Genomic DNA, 17,383 nt, shown 5'->3' with positions numbered 1-17,383 from the left:
GACGCATGCCGGCCGCGCCGACGACGCCCGACACCGCCCCGGCCACGACACCGGGCACGCCCGACGAGGGCCGCTCCCCGCGCGTGTGCGTCCTCGCCGCGACGCCCTGGCTGACCGTCACGATCGAGGCGCCGAGCAGCGAGGACTCGCACCCCGAGGTGCACGTGCACGCGGGCGGCCAGGGCCTGTGGGTCGGCCGGATGGCGGTCTCGCTCGGCGCCGAGGTCGTGGTGTGCGGGCCGTTCGGCGGCGAGATCGGCACGGTCCTGGCGCACCTCGCCGAGGTCGAGCGGCTCCGGGTGCGGCCTACCCAGTACTCGGGCGGCAACGGCGCCTACGTCCACGACCGGCGTGAGGGTGACCGCCGGGAGATCGCCCAGACGCCGCCGCACTCCCTCGACCGCCACGAGCTCGACGACCTGTACGGCACGGTCCTCGTCGAGGCGATGGACGCCGATGTCACGGTGCTGACAGGAGCCGACCCGCCGTCGGTCCTGCCCGCGGCCGTGCTCGGCCGCCTCGCGCGCGACCTGCGCGCCGCGGGCCGCACGGTGGTCGGCGACCTGTCGGGCAGGGCGGCCGCCGCGTTCGCGCAGGCCGGCGGCACCGTGCTCAAGATCAGCCACGAGGAGCTCGTCGAGGGCGGCTTCGTCGCGGGCGACACCACCGCCGACCTGGTGCGCGGGGCGCGGGCGCTCCTCGACCGCAGCCGCGCGGACCTCGCGGGCGCGTCCGCCGACGGGCCGGGCGGCTGCCTGGGCTCGGTCGTCGTGTCGCGTGCCGGCGACGCGGGCCTCATCGTGACCTCCGACGACGTCCGCACGGTGCATCCCCCGCCGATCACGGTCGTCGACCACCGGGGCGCCGGGGACTCGATGACGGCGGGCATCGCGGTCGGCCTCGGACGCGGACTCCCGCTCGAGGAGTCGGTCCGGCTCGGCGCGGCCGCGGGTGCCCTCAACGTGACCCGTCGGGGCCTCGGGACGGGCCGGCGGGAGCAGATCGAGCGCTTCGCCCGCCGGGTCGTCGTGCGGTCGCTGGAGGACGCGTCCGGCTGAGGCCCCTCGGGTGGCGGCCGCGCGGCACGGACGGTCGGATGGGTCCATGCGTGTGCTCGTGACGAACGACGACGGCATCGACTCCCCCGGCCTGACCGTGCTCGCCCGGGTCGCGCTCGACGCAGGTCACGACGTGGTCGTCGCCGCCCCGCAGCGCGAGTCGTCCGGCGCGAGCGCCTCGCTGCTCGGGGCCGAGAAGGACGGCCGCCTCATGGTCGAGGCGCGCCCCTCGCCCGGGCTGCCCGACGGCGTCCCGTCGTTCGCGGTGCGCGCCGCACCGGGGCTCATCGCGTTCGTCGCGGCCTACGGCGGGTTCGGCCCGAAGCCCGACGTCGTCCTGTCGGGCGTCAACCGCGGGGCGAACACGGGCCACGCGGTGCTGCACTCCGGCACGGTCGGCGCAGCCCTGTCGGCGGCGACGCACGACATCCCCGGCCTGGCCGTCTCGATCGCCGAGCAGGACCCGCGCCACTGGGAGACCGCCGGCTGGTTCGCCCGTCCGGTGCTCGACTGGCTCGTCGCCCACGGCGAACGCCACCGGGTGCTCAACCTCAACGTCCCCGACCGGCCGGCCGACGAGGTCCGCGGCCTGCGCAAGGCCCCGCTCGCGTCGTTCGGCGCCGTGCAGGCCCGCGTCCACGAGCTCGAGCACGGCGACCTGCAGCTCACCTACGCCGACGTCGAGATCACGCGCGAGCCCGACACTGACGCGGGCCTGCTCGCCCGCGGCTGGGCGACCCTCACGCAGCTGCGCGCACCGTGCTTCGACGCGGACGCCACCCTCCCCGAGCTGCCGTCCCCGGGCGCCGACCAGAGCACCGCGGAGGCGTCGGTAGGCTCGGCACCATGACGTGGCTGGTCACTGGCGGGGCGGGGTACATCGGGTCGCACGTGGTGCGGGCGTTCGGGCAGGTCGGTCTGCCGACGGTCGTCCTCGACGACCTGTCGAGCGGCCACAAGGAGTTCGTCCCGGCGGACGTCCCCCTCGTCGAGGGCTCGATCCTCGACACCGACCTCGTCGCGGACACCCTCGCGACGCACGGCGTCGTCGGGGTCGTGCACCTCGCGGGATTCAAGTACGCGGGCGTCTCGGTCGACCGGCCGCTGCACACGTACGACCAGAACGTCACCGGCACCGCGCACCTGCTCGAGGCCATGGCCTCGCAGGGCGTCGACGCGATCGTCTTCTCGTCGTCCGCGGCCGTCTACGGCACGCCGGACGTGGACCTGGTCACCGAGACCACCGCCACGCGCCCCGAGTCGCCCTACGGCGAGTCCAAGCTCATCGGCGAGTGGCTGCTGCGGGACCAGGGCCGTGCGGCCGGTCTGCGTCACACGTCGCTGCGGTACTTCAACGTCGTCGGCTCAGGCACCCCCGAGCTGTACGACACGAGCCCGCACAACCTCTTCCCGCTGGTGCTCGACGCGCTCGCGGAGGGCCGCACGCCGCGCATCAACGGCACCGACTACCCGACGCCCGACGGCACGTGCGTCCGCGACTACATCCACGTCGCCGACCTCGCGGACGCCCACGTGGCCGCGGCGCGCGTGCTCGCCGACGGCGGACGGCTCGAGCCCGTGTACAACCTCGGCTCGGGCGACGGCGTCTCGGTCCGGCAGATCATGACGGCCATGGCCGGAGCCACCGGGATCGCGTTCGAGCCCGAGATCGCCCCGCGGCGTCCCGGCGACCCGGCACGCATCGTCGCGTCCGGCGAGCTCGCCGCACGCGACCTGGGGTGGCGCATGACGTACTCGCTCGACGAGATGGTCACCACGGCCTGGCAGGCCCGCGGGGCCCACTGACGTCCCGGCGCGGCCCACGGGCGCGGCCTGACCTGTGCGCGCCTCGTCGACGGTGCCAGGAGACGGGGCGCCCGCCGAGCCGGTCTCAGCGCGTGGCGACCGGCAGCGCCTGAAGCTCCGCGAGCCGTCCGGCGAACGCCTCGAGCACGGACTCCCGCCCGGCGTAGATCCCGTCCGGGCGAGGCCAGTGGACCACGACGTCGGTGAACCCGAGCGCCGCCGCACGCTCGACCCCCTCCACCGCGAGGTCGAGCGACGCCAGCGAGAAGATCGGTGCGCCGTCGAGGCTGAGGACGCGGCGCAGCGGCTCGGTCCGCCCGGCAGCCGCCTCGGCCGCGTCCATCCGCTCGGACTCCTCGGCCAGCCCCGTCCACCACTGCTCCTGGGCGACCGTCGGGTCGGCCGGGACGTCCTCGGTCGCGTAGCTGGGCCCGTAGGTGACCCACCCCTGCCCGAGCCGGGCCGCCAGGCGCATGGTGCGCGGACCGGCCGCGGCGACGAGGAACGGCGGCCGGGGACGGGCGACCGTGCCGGGGATCATCCGCGCGTCGTCGGCCGTGTAGAACTCGCCACGCCGCGTCGTGGCTGACTGGGTGAGCAGCTCGTCCAGCAGCTGCACGAACTCCTCGAACCGCCGCGTCCGCTCGCCGCGCGTCGGGGCCGGACCGGTCACGGACGCGTCGAACCCCTCTCCGCCTGCGCCGATGCCCAGCAGGAACCGCCCCTCGCTCACGTCGTCGAGACCCATGACGTCCTTGGCGAACGGCACCGGGTGCCGGAAGTTGGGCGACGCCACGAACGTGCCGAGCCCGATCCGCTCGGTCACAGCCGCCGCCGCGGCGAGCAGCGGGACGGTCGCGAACCACGGCCCGTCCGCGAGCGTCCGCCACGCGAGGTGGTCGTAGGTCCAGGCGTGGTCGAACCCCCACTCCTCGACCTGCTGCCAGCGCGCACGCGCCTGCGACCAGCGATCCTCGGGCAGCAGCACGACGCCGACGGCAACCATGCGGCCGACCCTAACGCGCCCCTCCGACGCTCTCGCGCGACCGGCCGCTCAGCCCCAGCCGAGCTCGTGCAGGCGGGCGTCGTCGATGCCGAAGTGGTGCGCGATCTCGTGCACCACGGTGACCGCGACCTCCTCGACGACGTCGTCCCGGTCGTCGCAGATCGCGAGCGTCGGCTTGCGGAAGATCGTGATGCGGTCGGGCAGCGACCCGGCCGCCCAGAACTCCCCCCGCTCCGTGAGCGGCGTCCCCTCGTACAGCCCGAGGAGCTCCTCCTCGCCCGGCGGGACCTCGTCCTCGACCAGCACCACGACGTTGTCCATCATCGCGGCGAGCTCGGCCGGGATCTCGTCGAGCGCGTCGCGCACCGCGTCCTCGAACTCGGCCCTCGTCATGTCGACCACGCGACCATCCTGCCTGCTCACGGCCCAGGTTTCATCGGTGTGCGCCGGCCCACAGACCCTCACTTTGGAGATCGGGCCCGTCACCCCGTATGCTCGTCACCGGTCATCCGGCGCCTCGACGTCAGGGGCGGGACTCGCCCCCATCGTCTAGCGGCCTAGGACCCCGCCCTTTCACGGCGGTAGCACGGGTTCGAATCCCGTTGGGGGTACGAGCAGTTCAGCAGTAAGAAGGACGAGCAAGGCAGCAGTTCAGCACCACGGTCTCGCAGTGCAGCAGTACACGAGGCCCCGTAGCGCAGTTGGTTAGCGCGCCGCCCTGTCACGGCGGAGGTCGCGGGTTCAAGTCCCGTCGGGGTCGCTCGAAGCGCCGGTCTTCGGACCGGCGTTCTCGTTCCAAGGCTCTGTAGCTCAGTTGGTAGAGCGCACGACTGAAAATCGTGAGGTCACCGGATCGACACCGGTCGGAGCCACCGCAGGAAGAACCCCCGGGAGACCGGGGGTTCTTTCCGTTTCCGGAGGGGCCACGGAGCCCCCACCAGGACGCCTAGGCTGGTCGCACCGCACTTGTCGCCAGCCGACGGAGGACCTCCCGTGAGCAGCTCGTCCGGGCCCGATCGCCCGCGCCACCGCTTCTTCGACCGCTTCACCGAGCCGATCGCCGAGCTCGCGCGCGAGAAGATCGAGAACGCCGAGGACCGGGTCCGCGAAGCCGTCCAGGCGGAGATCGACGCGGTGGGGGCGAGCGTCCGCAGGCGCGCCGTCGAGATCCGCCCGTCCGCGATCGCGTTCGCGGCCGCGCTGCTGCTCACCGTCTTCGGTCTCGGGCTGTTCACCACGGCCGCCGTGCTCGGCCTGTCGCACGTCCTGGAGCCGTGGCTCTCGGCCCTCCTCGTGGGCGCCGCGCTCATCCTCGTCGCCGGCGGGCTGGCCGCCTGGGGCCGCAACCACCTGCCCGAGCCGACGCCGATGTCCGTCGTCCGTGCGCGTGAGCCCGTCCACCCCGCCGGCGAGCAGGTCCACCCCTGGGCCGACTGACGCCCGCCCGGTACCGGTGACACGCCGCGCAGCCTGCCGCCGGACGCGGCGCGGGCCGTCGTCCGCGCGGCACACTCACCCGCACTCGGATCGCGTCCGCCCCACCCCACCAGCAGACTGAGAGTCCGAGCGACGAGCGAAGGGGTCGTGACGATGTCGACGCAGTCCACGCCACCCGGCGGCGGCAGGTCAGTAGGCGAGCTGGTGAGCGAGGTCAGTGAGCTGACCTCACGACTCGTGCGCGCCGAGATCGACCTGGCCAAGGAGGAGATCACCGGACGGGCGCAGCAGCTGGGTCTCGGCGCCGGGCTGCTCGGCGCGGCAGGCCTCCTGTCGCTCTACCTGCTCGCCGCCGTCATCGCCACCGCCATCCTCGCGCTGTGCACCGTGTGGGCGCCGTGGCTCGCCGCGCTGGTCGTCACGGGCGTGCTGCTGCTCGTCGTCGTGGTGCTCGCACTGGTCGGCGTGAACCGGCTGAAGAAGGGGTCGCCGCCCAAGCCGGCGCGCGCGATCGAGAACGTGCAGCAGGACATCGACGCCGTGAAGGCAGGGATCACGTCATGAGCGCCGACAAGCCGCAGGACACCCAGGGCAAGGCCGCGGACGAGAAGCCGTCGCCGCCCCCGTTCACCACCCCGCGGATCCTCGAGATCGAGGCGGAGGTGGCCGCGACCCGGGCACGGCTCGCAGCGACGGTGGACGAGCTCACGGACGCGCTCGACCCACGCGTGCAGGCCTCAAGGGCGGTCGACAGCGGCAAGCAGCTCTTCAAGGACGCCGTGAGCTCCGACGCCGACCCGAAGGCGCGGACGCGCGCGCGCATGGTCCTCGGTGCCGCCGTCGCCGTCGTCGCCGTGCTCGTGGCCGCCCGGCTCCGGTCGCGCGACTGACCCCCGAGCCCCGCGCAGGCCTCACCGCCGTCGGCGGCTCACCGGCCCCGGCAGCGTCGCGGGGGCCGCGTGCCGGCGCGTCCTTGCGCAGGCACGCAAGAACGCCGGTGGCGGGCACCGGCGTTCTGCACGCGGCCAGGGAACCGCGAGAAGGTGAAGGTCAGTCGTCCGCGGGACGCTGCGGCTGCGGGACGCCGTTCAGCAGATCCCGCACCTCGGACTCGCGGTAGCGGCGATGCCCTCCGAGCGTCCTGATCGACGACAGCTTGCCGGCCTTCGCCCAACGGGTGACGGTCTTGGGGTCGACGCGGAAGAGCGTCGCGACCTCGGACGGCGTGAGCAGGGTCTCGGACTCTGCGGGATGCGTAGTCATCAGCTTGCCTCCTGGCGAGCGTGCGGCCGAGAGAGCCCGAGCTTCTGTCGGGACGCTCCGACCACGACTGGAGCGGGTGGAACCTGGGTCGAGCGGGTGATGCTGAGGACGTCGTGCCGTCTACTCCTGTGTCAGGCACCTAGCATGAACGAACGGAACAGAAGCCGCATTCCAGGACACGACGTCCCGAGTGAACCTTCACATGACGTCCACCGGGCCCATGTCTGCCGCGAGTCCCTGACCGCACTGTCAGCCTAAACCCGACAAATGGTTCTGGTCGCCCCCCGCGACACGATCTCGGTGAGGTCGGACCGTGACGAGAGTCGCGGAGGCGCAAGTGGTCGGAATGCCGGAGGACCATGTACCGTTGCACCGCGAAGAGACGATTCAGCACCCCGGGGCCGCACGTGTCAGCACGGAGCCGCCCCGCATCCACGTAAGAGGGGGTCGATGCCATGGGGCGCGGCCGTCAGAAGGCTAAGCAGACGAAGGTGGCCCGGGAGCTGAAGTACTTCAGCCCGGAGACCAACTACCGAGCCCTGGAGCAGGAGCTCGGGTCGCATGGCCACAACGACCTCGGTACCGACAGCCGCCGTGGAGGCGCTGCGGTGGACACCGACGACGAGGACGACGACTACCGTCGCTGGTCCGACGACGACTGACCCGTCCGTCGCGCGCTGACCGTTCCGCTGCGCGGACCGGCCGGCCACGGTCCGGACCGTCGGCCCGGGCATCTCATCGCCGTTCGTCTGCGCTGAGCCGCTCGTGCACCGACCGACGCCCGCCGCCGCCGCTCAGGCGGGCGACGGGCGTCGATGTCGTCCCCGGTCGGACGCGCCCGGCGCCGGCGACCTCGATGACGCGCGCGTCGGGTGCCCCGGTGACGCCGGTCAGACGCGGTACGTGCCGGTGAGCTGCACCGCTCCCCCGTGGACGCCCTTGGTCCCGGCGACGAACCCCGGTGCACCGACCACATCGGTCGTCGGGTCGCTGTCCCGGACCTGGCCGAGCACCCAGGCGGGCAGCCCGAGCTCGGCGGCGTGCGCGAGGACCCCGTCGACGGCGTCGGCGGCGACGATCGCGACCATGCCCACGCCGAGGTTGAGCGTGCCCTCGAGGTCGTTCCACGGCACCTGACCGAGGCCCTGGACGAGCGAGAACACGGGCGGCAGCTGCCACCCGCCGCGGTCGACGTCGGCGACGAGTCCGGTGGGCAGCACACGCGCGACGTTCGACGCAAGGCCCCCGCCGGTCACGTGGCTGAACGCGTGGATGCGGTCGACACCGGCGCGCTCGACGAGGGCGAGGACGTCGCTCGCATACACGCGGGTCGGCTCCAGGAGCTCCTCGCCAAGGGTGCGGCCGAGCTCGTCGACGTGCCGGTCGAGGCCCCAGCCCGCCGACCGGACGACGGCACGCACGAGCGAGTAGCCGTTCGAGTGCAGGCCGCTCGACCCGAGCGCCACGAGCACGTCGCCGGCGCGGACGCGGTCCGGCCCCAGCAGCTCGTCGGCCTCGACGACGCCCGTCGCGGCACCGGCCACGTCGTACTCGTCGGGCCCGAGCAGGCCGGGGTGCTCGGCGGTCTCGCCGCCGACGAGCGCCGTGCCGGCGACCGAGCAGGCCGCGGCGATGCCGCGCACGACGTCCGCGATCCGCTCGGGCACCACCCGGCCGCACGCGATGTAGTCGGTCATGAACAGCGGGCGGGCGCCGACCACGACGATGTCGTCGACGACCATGCCCACCAGGTCGAACCCGATGGTGCGGTGGATGTCGAGGGCCTGCGCGATGGCGACCTTGGTGCCGACGCCGTCGGTCGACGTCGCGAGCAGCGGGCGGCGGAAGCGGGTCAGCTCGGTCGCGTCGTACAGGCCGGCGAACCCGCCGACCCCGCCGAGCACCTGCGGCCCGTGCGTCGCACGTACCGCGTCCTTCATGAGCTCGACGGCCTTGTCGCCCGCCTCGGTGTCGACGCCCGCGGTGGCGTACGTGATCTGCGCGTCGGTCACGGGTGCTCCAGGGCGGTCGCGCCGCCGGGGGTCGAGGCGATGGTCAGGAGGCCGTCCTCGGGCGCGCCGAGCGGCAGCTCGTTCTGCTCGAGGAGGTGCTTGCCGAGCCGGTCGGCGGGCGGCAGCTCGATGGGGTAGCGGCCGGAGAAGCACGCCGTGCACAGCTGGGACGCGGGCTGCTCGGTGGCCTCGATGAGGCCCTCCTCCGAGATGTAGCCCAGCGAGTCGGCGCCGAGCGACGCGGCGATCTCGTCCGCCGACAGCCCGTTCGCGATGAGCTCGGCGCGCGAGGCGAAGTCGATGCCGTAGAAGCAGGGCCACTTCACGGGCGGCGAGCTGATCCGCACGTGCACCTCGGCGGCGCCCGCCTCGCGCAGCATCCGGATGAGCGCGCGCTGCGTGTTGCCGCGGACGATCGAGTCGTCGACGACCACGAGCCGCTGGCCGCGGATGACCTCGCGCAGGGGGTTGAGCTTGAGCCGGATGCCGAGCTGGCGCAGCGTCTGCGACGGCTGGATGAACGTGCGGCCGACGTACGCGTTCTTGGTCAGGCCCTGGCCGAACGGGATGCCGGACTCCGCGGCGTACCCGACGGCCGCGGGCGTGCCCGACTCCGGCACGGGGATGACGAGGTCGGCCTCGACCGGGTGCTCGATCGCCAGCCGGCGGCCCATCGCGACGCGCGCGGCGTGCACCGAGCGACCGGCGATCGTGGTGTCCGGGCGGGCCAGGTAGACGTACTCGAAGATGCACCCGGCGCGGTCGACCTCGGCGAACCGCGTGGACCGCAGGCCGTCGGCGTCGATCGCGATGAACTCGCCCGGCTCGATCTCGCGGACGAACGACGCACCGACGATGTCGAGCGCGGGCGTCTCGCTCGCCACGACCCAGCCGCGCTCGAGCCGGCCGAGGACCAGCGGCCGCACACCCTGCGGGTCGCGGGCGGCGTACAGGGTGGTCTCGTCCATGAAGACGAGGCTGAACGCGCCGCGCAGGCGCGGCAGGACCTCGAGCGCCGTGGCCTCGAGCGTGTGGTCGGGGTCGCCCGCGAGCAGCGCGGTGACGAGCGCGGTGTCCGTGGTGTTGCCGCGCGCGAGCTCGCCGCGACGCTGGCTGCCGTACCGCTCGGCGACGAGGTCGACGAGCTCGGCCGTGTTGGTGAGGTTGCCGTTGTGGCCGAGCGCGACGGTGCCGGCGGCCGTGGGGCCGAGCGTCGGCTGCGCGTTCTCCCAGGTGGACCCGCCGGTGGTCGAGTAGCGGGCGTGGCCGATGGCGATGTGGCCCTGCAGGGCGTTGAGCGCGGTCTCGTCGAAGACCTGCGACACGAGGCCCATGTCCTTGTAGACCAGGAGCTGCTGGCCGTTGGACGTCGCGATACCCGCCGACTCCTGCCCGCGGTGCTGCAGGGCGTAGAGGCCGAAGTACGCGAGCTTGGCGACTTCCTCGCCGGGAGCCCACACACCGAAGACGCCACAGGCGTCCTGGGGGCCCTTTTCGTTCGGAAGGAGATCGTGGTTCAGACGTCCGTCTGCGCGGGGTGCCACGTGCCTATGGTCGCACACGGCCCGGGTGCCACCCGTGGGCGGCCCGAGGTCCGGACACCGCCCCGCGCGCAGCGGGACGAACCCGGCGGTCGGCCGGCGGGCGGGCGGTCAGCCCGCGCGACGGGCACGGCGCACGCTGCGACGGTCCGCGACGACGGCCAGGAGCCCGCCCACGAAGCCGCCGAGCACCGCGCCCGTGACCGCCATGACCGTGCGGACGGCGTTCTCGCCGTCGAGGAACGGCAGGAAGCCCGACCCGTCGGCGACGCGCGGCACGTCCGGCTGGATCGCCTGCGTCAGGACGAGCGCGACGACGATGCCGACGATCGCGCCCGCCGTGATGAAGGCGCCGAACTTCGGGGCGTGCCGGACCGTGGCCGGCCGCGCCTCTCGGATGAGCTCCGACTCCGACGGCACGGGGGTGTCGGCCGGCACGGGGGTGTCGGCCGGCGCGGGGGGCTCGTCCGGCTGGGCGGGCGTGGTGGGCTCGGTCGACGACACCCCGTGATCCTAGGTCAGCCGCCGCGACGCCCTCGCCGGGCGGGGCGTCAGGGGCGCGGCCTGGCGGCCTGCAGGGGCAGCCAGTGGCGCAGGTCGGCGCGCTCCCCTGAGGCGCGGACCCGGCCGGCGGCCACCGCGTCGTCCCACGTCAGGCCGCCGGTCGCGAGCAGGAGCCACGTCTGCGGGTCGGTCTCGACGACGTTGGGCGGGGTGCCGCGGGTGTGACGAGGGCCCTCGACGGCCTGGACGGCACCGTCGGGCGGGACCCGGACCTCGACCGCGTTGCCGGGGGCGACCTCGGCGAGCTCCTCGAGCGTGAAGCGGACGGCCGTGCGACGAGCGGGGACGGGGACGTCGTCGGGCGCGGCGCGCCAGGTGCTCAGCGCGGCGCGCCCGTCGGACGGCTCGGTGCGACGACGTGGGGGCATGCCCCCATTGTGTCGGCGCGTCCACCCGTCACCGGCACGCACGGGGCTGGTCGTGCGTGCAGCCGTCAGACCGGGTGCTCCGGACGCGGTGGTTCGGAGCGGGTGGTCGGACAGGTCGGCGGACATGGAGACCGCAGGCCCGCGGACGGCGTCGTGGCTCGTCCGCGGGCCCGCGGCAGTCGGGGCCCTAGAGGGGTGGTGTCACCACTTCGCGTTGCGCGCGAGCTCCAGGGCGATGTCGTTGTACCACTGGCCGGCGGCCGGGCCGCCATTGCAGGTGCCGTCCGACTCGCCGGGCAGCTTGACCCACAGGAGGGCCTCGAGGCCGGAGCCGTCGTTCACGACCGTGGACCGCTCACCGAGCGCGCGACCCCGCGGGTTGCACCACTCGCCGTTCGAGCCGTTGCCGTTGCGCGACGTGTCGATGACGAACTTCTTGCCGCCGAGCCGCTGGCTGATCTGCTGGCCGTAGGACTTGCTGGCCTCGGTCGTCTGGTAGTTCGACGTGTTGAGCGCGAAGCCCACGGCGTACTGGAAGCCGACCTGGTTGAGCCGGTTGACGGCAGTGTCGACCGAGAGCCACGACGAGTGGCCCGCGTCGATGAACACGCGGCCGCCCGCGAGCGTCAGCGACTTCGCGGCGTACTGCAGGAAGCCGACCCGGTCGCCCTGACCGCTGCAGTCGCCGAGCTGGGCGAGGGCGTCGGGCTCGAGGATGACGTACGGGTTGCCCTTGATGCCGCGCGCGATGGTGTCGATCCACTGCGCGTACTCGCTCGTGGAGACGCCACCGCCGGAGTACGAGCCGCAGTCACGGCCCGGGATGGCGTAGACGGTGATGATGCCCGTCTTGCCGGCGGCCTGCGCGCGGCTCGTGTAGTCGGCGACCTCCTGCTGCGCGTGGCTCGCGTCCGCCCAGTTGCCGACCCAGTACGACGCCGGGTTGAGCGCGATCTTCGCGAGCAGGTCCTTGTTGGTGCCGGTCGCGGACTGCCAGGCCGCGTACGCCTGGGTCTTGGTGTCGACGTAGAAGCTCGACGCGGTGGTCGGCGTCGGGGTAGGGGTCGGCGTCGGTGTGGGCGTGGGGGTCACGGTCGGGGTCACCGTCGGCGTGGGGGTCTGGGTGGGCGTCGGCGTGCTGGTCGGCGTGGTGACCACGCCGGTGCAGGTGGTGCCGTTGAGGCTGAACGACGTCGGGACCGGGTTGGACCCGCTCCAGGTGCCGTTGAACCCGAAGCTGGTGGACGCGTTCTTGCCGAGCGACCCGTTCCACGACGCGTTGGTCACGGTCACCTTCGAGCCGCTCGACGTCACGGAGCCGTTCCAGAGCTGCGTGACCGTCTGGCCGGCGCCGAACGTCCACTCGACCTTCCACGACGAGATGGGGTCGCCCAGGTTGGTGATGTTCACGTTGGCGCCGAAGCCGGGGCTCCACTGGTTGGTGATCGAGTAGTCGATCTTGCAGCCGGGGGCGGCCTGCGCGGCGCCGGCGGCGGCGGTGAGGCCGGCCACGGCGACGGCGGCGGCCGAGATCAGCGCGGCGACGGTTCTACGGGTGGACATGAGGGCTCTCCTCGGTGGTCGGCGCGGCGCCGGGGGCGCGACGCCGGGTCGGTCGGTGCCGGGTGTGCTCAGGACGGCGTCCGGGGCCGTCGCACCCGCAGGGTCGTCCGTGACCGGCGGGGACGTCGGGAAGCCGCAGGCGCGACCCGGACCCGACGAGGAAACCCGACAGGCGGTGGGGAAGGCGAGGAGTTCGGGGCTACCTAAACGATTTGCTGCCCGACTGTGGTCGTCGATGCGCTTCCGCGACGGTCGTCGGCGGCGCCGACGGGCTCAGGGCCGCGTCTGCCCCGGACCGCGCAGGCCCCGGTGCATGTCCTTGGTGATCCGCTTCCAGCGGTCCCGCTCGAGCGCCGCCAGCCGGACGTCGGCCCGTCGCGCCTGGTACGCCGCCTCGCGCTCGAGCCGCCGCCACGAGTCGAGCCGACGCGGTGCCAGCTCGCCGGCGTCGAGCGCCTCCTGCACGGCGCACCCCGGCTCGCCCGCGTGCCGGCAGTCGCCGAACCGGCACCGCGCCGCGAGCTCCGCGACGTCCGCGAACGTCGTGTCGAGCGCGTCGGCGTCCGCCACCAGACCGACCCCACGGATGCCCGGGGTGTCGATGAGCACCGCTCCCCCGGCCAGCGGCACGAGCTCGCGGTGCGTGGTCGTGTGCCGCCCGCGCCCGTCGGCCCGCCGGTCGCCCGTCTGCATGACCTCGCGGCCCGCGAGCGCGTTGACCAGCGTCGACTTCCCCGCTCCCGACGGGCCCACCACGACGAGCGTCACGCCCGGCGCGAGCAGCGCGCGCACGCCGTCGAGCCCCGTGCCGGTGGGGACCGCGACCGTGTGCACGTCGACCGCGAGCGCCACGTCGGCCACCTCGGACGTCATGCCGTCGGGATCGGGCACGAGATCCGCCTTGGTGAGCACCACGACGGGCCGCGCGCCGGACCGCCACGCGAGCGTCAGGAGCCGCTCCACGCGGCCCAGGTCCGGGTCGGGGTCGAGGTGCTCGACGACGAGCACGACGTCGACGTTCGCGGCGAGCGCCTGGGTCAGCGACGTCTTCCCGGCCGTGTCGCGGACCAGGGCCGTGCGACGTGGGACGAGCGAGCGGACCCGGGGGCCGTCCGGGGTCTCGTCGACCAGCAGCCAGTCGCCGACCGTGGGAGCCGTGCGCTCGCCGTCGGGCACAGGGACCAGGCCGTCGCGGTCGAGCGGGACGCGGCGCGGGGGCTCGTCGGCGGCGTCCGCGGTCTCGTCGTGCGGCGCAAGCCTGTGCGCGGGCAGCACGAGGACCGCACCCTTGTCGGCGCGGACCACACGGACGGCGTCGGGGACGCCGGGATCGTCGAGCACGCCCCGACGGTAGGCCGACGTCCCCGGCGCCTCACGCGAATAACGCGTCCGCCCGCGCCCCGGCCCTCTCGCGGTCGAGCCGGACGAGCAGCTCCGCGAGCGCCGCCGCGATCGGCTGGCCGGTGGCGTACTCGACGAACAGCCACTGCCCCGCCGGGTTGACCTCGAGGAACACGTGCGCGCCGTCGGGGGCCACCCGGAAGTCGGCGGCGCCGTACCGCAGGCCGAGGCGGGCCATGACGTCCAGCAGCCGGCGTTCGACGTCGTCCGGCAGCCGGTGCTCGGTGATGGGCGCGTGCGCCGAGTCGATGCGGAAGTCGAACTCGTACGCCGACCGGTCCGCCCGGATCTCGGCCGCGAACACCCGGTCGCCGACCACCGTGGCGCGCACGTCCCGGCCGCCCGGCACGAGCTCCTGGAAGATGACCGGCGCGTACCGGACCTGGTCGAGCATCCCCACCTCGACGTCGCGGACCGGACGGGTCTCGCGCCACGTCGCGGGAGTCGCGGAGAACGACTTGTAGATCGCGCCGCCCGGCTCGGCGGCGAGGAAGTCGCGGGCGGCCGCCGGGTCGTGCGTCATGAGCGTGCGCGGCACCCGCAGGCCCGCGCGGGACGCGACCTGGAGCTGCCACATCTTGCGTGACGCGGCCTCGTCGCGGTCCGGCTCGTTGACCCACTCCGCGTCGAGGCACGCCCAGATGCCCGCGACCATCGCCGCGCACTCGCCGAGCGCGAACCCGCGGTCCTGCGGGCGGGTCACCGCGTCGTGCAGCACGAACGGCTGCGGGCGGCGCCACCACACGGCGTGCACGTCGGACAGGTCCCGTTCGCCCCAGCGGGCCTCCCACGTGGCGTCCGGGTGCTGGCGGGTCGTCAGCGTGGTCCGGGTCGGCACGTGCGACGTGTCCAGCAGCAGGTGCCCGGCGCCGAGGCGGTCCAGGTGCCGGGTCACCTCCTGCGTGTGCAGGTCGGCGTCGTGCGACACGATGCCGATCATCGCCGGCTCACTGCCCGTCGGCGGACAGCAGCGCGTACAGCGCCTGCAGCGACGCGAGCACCTGCGTCTGCGTCGCGATGAGCGCCTGCAGCTCGGCCAGGACCGGGCTGACCTGGGCCTGGACCTCGTCGACGGGGATGAACGGACCGGCCTGGACGAACGGGCGCTGACCGCCGGCGAGCGCACCCGAGAGCCCCGCGAACCCGCCGCCCAGCCCCGCGAGCACGCGCGGGTCGATCCCGCCCGGGAGGCCGGTGAACGGGTCGTCCGCGGTGATCGGTGTGCCGCCCGGCCCCTGGTCCTGCTCGACGACCGTGCCGACCGTGTCGACCGACAGCGGGGTGTCGAGCGCGACGGGCGTCCCGACGTCCGCGGCGGTCTGGCTGTCGACGGCCTTGATCGTGCCGATGTCGGCCGCGAACCCCGTGTCCAGGGCGAGCGGGGTGCCGTGCAGGTCCTGGGCCAGCGGCGTGAACGTGACGTCCTGCAGCGTGTGCGAGTCGGCGGCCTTGAGCGTGCCGCCGACGTCCGCGGCCGTGATCGTCGCGTGGATGTCCTGCGCGAGCGGCGTCGCGACGTCCTGGACGCCGGTGTCCGTCGCGTTCGCGGTGTCCTGGCCGAGGAGCGTGCCGCCGATGTCGACCGCCAGCGGGGTGCCCGTGAAGTCGAGGCCCAGACCCGTGCTCGAGCTCGGCGTCGTCGCCTGCAGCGTCGGGGACGCCGCGTAGATCGCCGCGATCGCCGTGCCCGTGTTCTGGCCCGTGCCCTGGGGGTTGCAGCCGCCGTTGGTGTGCACTCCCACGACCCGGCCGGTCGACGCCTGCAGGATGCCGGAGCCCGAGTTGCCGCCCAGGGTGTCGATGTCGTTGTAGCCGATCGTCGAGCCGACGATGCTCGTGGCCGGGCCCGCCTCGATGCGCTTCGGCTGGCCCGCGGGGTGCCCGATGATCGCGAGCATGTCCCCCACGGCCGCGTTGCTGGTCGCGAACTCGGTCCAGCCGTAGGTGTTGCCCGGGCTGCCGCCGATCCGGCACAGCGCCATGTCGAGACCGCCGAGCCGGTACTCGAGCAGCTGCGTGATCGGGTAGCTCACCTCGGTCTGCAGCACGCCGCCCGCGTCCACCTGGTAGTTGAAGTTGAGGTGCATCTGCAGCGCGGCCTGCTGCGGGGTGATCGCGTTCGACGTGCCGTTCTGCCGCGGGATCGTCCAGCCGTTGGGGTCCTGGTCGAACAGGTGGCCGCACGTGAGGAACAGGTCGGGGCCGATCATCGTGCCGCTGCCCCACCGCACGCCCGAGACGTCGCCCGGGTTGGTGAACACCGCGGCGAGGTTGCTGTTCCACTGCACCTGCACGGCCGGGCGCTCGTGGGCGTTCACGAACGCGACCGTCACGCCGAGGGTGCCGTCGTACTGCTCGACGGGCTGCGAGTCGTCGGTCGCCCCGCAGATGGTCTCGAGGATCGCGCCGTAGTCGGGGCCTGCACCCGCCATCCGGTCCTCGGGGAGGACCAGCTTGTCGAGCCGGGGCGGGTACAGACCGTTGTCGAGACCGGCGTTCGCCGGCTTCTTCGTCGATGGCATCGCTGCTCCCTGACGGTCGACGACAGTCCCCCTGCCGCGCCACCAGGGAGGAGCCTGGTGCGATTTGTCCAGATACGCCAGCCTCCGGCGCCGCTCGCGCCGCTCCCGCTACCATCGCGCCGCGCGAGAGATCGCGACGTCCGCGACCCGGGAAGCACCCTGTGACCGACACGCTCGACCCGCCGGCTACCGCGCAGCACCGCCTCGCGCGTGCCGTGACCGAGGTCCTCGCACCGCCGTGCCTCGGGGCCGCGACCCTGCTGCTGCTGGGCTGGAACGCCACCGGGTCCGCCGGCCTGGTCGACGGCGCGGTCGCCGCACTGTTCGTAACGGGCATCCCGTACGCCGTCGTGATCGCGGGCGTCCTCGCCGGGCGGTGGAACGACCGGATGCTGACGACCCGCCGCCAGCGGATCGTGCCGATCCTGTCGAACATCGTGTGTGCGCTGGTCGGCCTCGCCGTCGCACGCGCGACCGGTGCGCCGGACGAGATCGCCGCGTTCGTCGTCGCCGCGATCGGCACCCAGGCGCTGCTGTTCGTCGTCAACCTCGGCTGGAAGATCAGCTTCCACGCGGGGGTGTCCGCCGGGATCGCGCTGATCCTCGCCGCCGAGCTCGGCCCGTGGCTCGCGCTGGTCCTCGCGCCGCTGGTCGTGCTGATCTGCTGGGCGCGCGTCGAGCTGCGGGAGCACACGGTCGCGCAGGTCGCGGTCGGCGCCCCGCTGGGCGGGCTCGCGCTGGCCGGCCTGTACCAGGTCGCCCTCGTCAGCCTCTGACGCGGGCGCGGCCGGACAGACGGACGCGCCGGGCAGGAGTCCCCGCCCGGCGCGTCTCTCACCTCG

General features: G+C 73.7%; 19 protein-coding genes and 3 tRNA genes. 11 read left to right on the top strand and 11 right to left on the bottom strand.

Features of this window, described 5'->3' with window-relative positions; genetic code table 11:
- The first annotated feature begins 5 nt into the window (after window positions 1-5).
- From J7523_RS09920 to galE, 3 genes are read left to right on the top strand one after another with little or no spacing between them, the layout of a single operon-like run.
- Window positions 6-1,058, top strand: coding sequence for a PfkB family carbohydrate kinase (locus tag J7523_RS09920; RefSeq protein ID WP_291885633.1), 1,053 nt, complete (start codon window positions 6-8; stop codon window positions 1,056-1,058).
- A gap of 46 nt (window positions 1,059-1,104) precedes the next feature.
- Window positions 1,105-1,908, top strand: coding sequence for a 5'/3'-nucleotidase SurE (locus tag J7523_RS09915; protein WP_291885631.1), 804 nt, complete (start codon window positions 1,105-1,107; stop codon window positions 1,906-1,908).
- Window positions 1,905-2,864, top strand: coding sequence for a UDP-glucose 4-epimerase GalE (gene galE, locus J7523_RS09910; protein WP_291885629.1), 960 nt, complete (start codon window positions 1,905-1,907; stop codon window positions 2,862-2,864). Before J7523_RS09915 ends, galE begins: the two co-directional genes overlap by 4 nt.
- Before the next feature lie 85 nt (window positions 2,865-2,949).
- Here galE and J7523_RS09905 read toward each other — a convergent pair whose 3' ends face one another.
- Both J7523_RS09905 and J7523_RS09900 read right to left on the bottom strand, forming a co-directional pair.
- Complete coding sequence (locus J7523_RS09905) at window positions 2,950-3,870, bottom strand: LLM class flavin-dependent oxidoreductase (RefSeq protein ID WP_291885626.1); 921 nt, start codon at window positions 3,868-3,870, stop codon at window positions 2,950-2,952.
- A gap of 48 nt (window positions 3,871-3,918) precedes the next feature.
- Window positions 3,919-4,263, bottom strand: coding sequence for a metallopeptidase family protein (locus tag J7523_RS09900; protein ID WP_291885824.1), 345 nt, complete (start codon window positions 4,261-4,263; stop codon window positions 3,919-3,921).
- A 145-nt stretch (window positions 4,264-4,408) separates the two neighbouring features.
- Here J7523_RS09900 and J7523_RS09895 point away from each other — a divergent pair.
- The 6 genes from J7523_RS09895 to J7523_RS09870 all read left to right on the top strand — a co-directional run bounded on the left by J7523_RS09895 (window position 4,409) and on the right by J7523_RS09870 (window position 6,197).
- Window positions 4,409-4,481, top strand: a tRNA-Glu gene (locus J7523_RS09895).
- 75 nt (window positions 4,482-4,556) lie between these two features.
- Window positions 4,557-4,630: transfer RNA gene (locus tag J7523_RS09890), tRNA-Asp, on the top strand.
- A gap of 39 nt (window positions 4,631-4,669) precedes the next feature.
- A tRNA-Phe gene (locus tag J7523_RS09885) sits at window positions 4,670-4,742 on the top strand.
- A 121-nt stretch (window positions 4,743-4,863) separates the two neighbouring features.
- Window positions 4,864-5,307, top strand: coding sequence for a phage holin family protein (locus J7523_RS09880; protein WP_291885623.1), 444 nt, complete (start codon window positions 4,864-4,866; stop codon window positions 5,305-5,307).
- Window positions 5,308-5,460: 153 nt separating this feature from the next.
- Complete coding sequence (locus J7523_RS09875; RefSeq protein WP_291885620.1) at window positions 5,461-5,871, top strand: phage holin family protein; 411 nt, start codon at window positions 5,461-5,463, stop codon at window positions 5,869-5,871.
- Window positions 5,868-6,197, top strand: a complete 330-nt coding sequence (locus J7523_RS09870) for a DUF3618 domain-containing protein (protein ID WP_291885617.1) — start codon at window positions 5,868-5,870, stop codon at window positions 6,195-6,197. Before J7523_RS09875 ends, J7523_RS09870 begins: the two co-directional genes overlap by 4 nt.
- A gap of 160 nt (window positions 6,198-6,357) precedes the next feature.
- Here the strand turns inward: J7523_RS09870 and J7523_RS09865 are convergent, their stop codons facing one another.
- Window positions 6,358-6,570 (bottom strand): BldC family transcriptional regulator, encoded by a 213-nt coding sequence (locus J7523_RS09865; protein WP_203753764.1) that lies wholly within the window; start codon window positions 6,568-6,570, stop codon window positions 6,358-6,360.
- Between the two features lie 455 nt (window positions 6,571-7,025).
- Between J7523_RS09865 and J7523_RS09860 the strand changes: the two genes are divergently transcribed.
- Window positions 7,026-7,232 carry a DUF3073 domain-containing protein gene (locus J7523_RS09860; protein ID WP_203753762.1) on the top strand — a complete coding sequence of 69 codons (207 nt, stop codon included), beginning with the start codon at window positions 7,026-7,028 and terminating at the stop codon, window positions 7,230-7,232.
- A 228-nt stretch (window positions 7,233-7,460) separates the two neighbouring features.
- On the opposite strand, the gene purM is transcribed toward J7523_RS09860, so the two are convergent.
- From purM to J7523_RS09820, 8 genes are all read right to left on the bottom strand, one after another.
- On the bottom strand, window positions 7,461-8,582 hold the full coding sequence (purM, locus tag J7523_RS09855; RefSeq protein ID WP_291885607.1) for a phosphoribosylformylglycinamidine cyclo-ligase: 1,122 nt from the start codon (window positions 8,580-8,582) through the stop codon (window positions 7,461-7,463).
- Window positions 8,579-10,126, bottom strand: coding sequence for an amidophosphoribosyltransferase (gene purF / locus J7523_RS09850; RefSeq protein WP_291885603.1), 1,548 nt, complete (start codon window positions 10,124-10,126; stop codon window positions 8,579-8,581). The genes purM and purF overlap by 4 nt, the downstream gene beginning before the upstream one ends.
- A 108-nt stretch (window positions 10,127-10,234) precedes the next feature.
- On the bottom strand, window positions 10,235-10,627 hold the full coding sequence (locus J7523_RS09845) for a histidine kinase (protein ID WP_291885600.1): 393 nt from the start codon (window positions 10,625-10,627) through the stop codon (window positions 10,235-10,237).
- A gap of 47 nt (window positions 10,628-10,674) precedes the next feature.
- A complete protein-coding gene (locus J7523_RS09840; RefSeq protein WP_291885597.1) occupies window positions 10,675-11,055 on the bottom strand; it encodes a sterol carrier family protein in 381 nt (126 codons plus the stop codon).
- 201 nt (window positions 11,056-11,256) lie between these two features.
- Complete coding sequence (locus J7523_RS09835) at window positions 11,257-12,618, bottom strand: glycoside hydrolase family 6 protein (protein WP_291885594.1); 1,362 nt, start codon at window positions 12,616-12,618, stop codon at window positions 11,257-11,259.
- Window positions 12,619-12,891: 273 nt separating this feature from the next.
- Window positions 12,892-13,959, bottom strand: coding sequence for a ribosome small subunit-dependent GTPase A (gene rsgA, locus J7523_RS09830; protein ID WP_291885593.1), 1,068 nt, complete (start codon window positions 13,957-13,959; stop codon window positions 12,892-12,894).
- A 31-nt stretch (window positions 13,960-13,990) separates the two neighbouring features.
- Window positions 13,991-14,959 (bottom strand): MvdC/MvdD family ATP grasp protein, encoded by a 969-nt coding sequence (locus tag J7523_RS09825; protein WP_291885591.1) that lies wholly within the window; start codon window positions 14,957-14,959, stop codon window positions 13,991-13,993.
- A 7-nt stretch (window positions 14,960-14,966) separates the two neighbouring features.
- Window positions 14,967-16,541: a trypsin-like peptidase domain-containing protein gene (locus tag J7523_RS09820; RefSeq protein ID WP_291885588.1), complete on the bottom strand. Its 1,575-nt coding sequence runs from the start codon at window positions 16,539-16,541 to the stop codon at window positions 14,967-14,969.
- Window positions 16,542-16,702: 161 nt separating this feature from the next.
- Between J7523_RS09820 and J7523_RS09815 the strand changes: the two genes are divergently transcribed.
- Window positions 16,703-17,317, top strand: a complete 615-nt coding sequence (locus J7523_RS09815; protein ID WP_291885585.1) for a phosphatidic acid phosphatase — start codon at window positions 16,703-16,705, stop codon at window positions 17,315-17,317.
- Window positions 17,318-17,383 lie beyond the last annotated feature (66 nt).

This window comes from Cellulomonas sp., assembly GCF_017744555.1.
Taxonomy (GTDB): domain Bacteria; phylum Actinomycetota; class Actinomycetes; order Actinomycetales; family Cellulomonadaceae; genus Cellulomonas.
The sequence above is the reverse complement of the archived record's forward strand: the minus strand, read 5'-3'. Positions and strand labels throughout refer to the sequence as shown.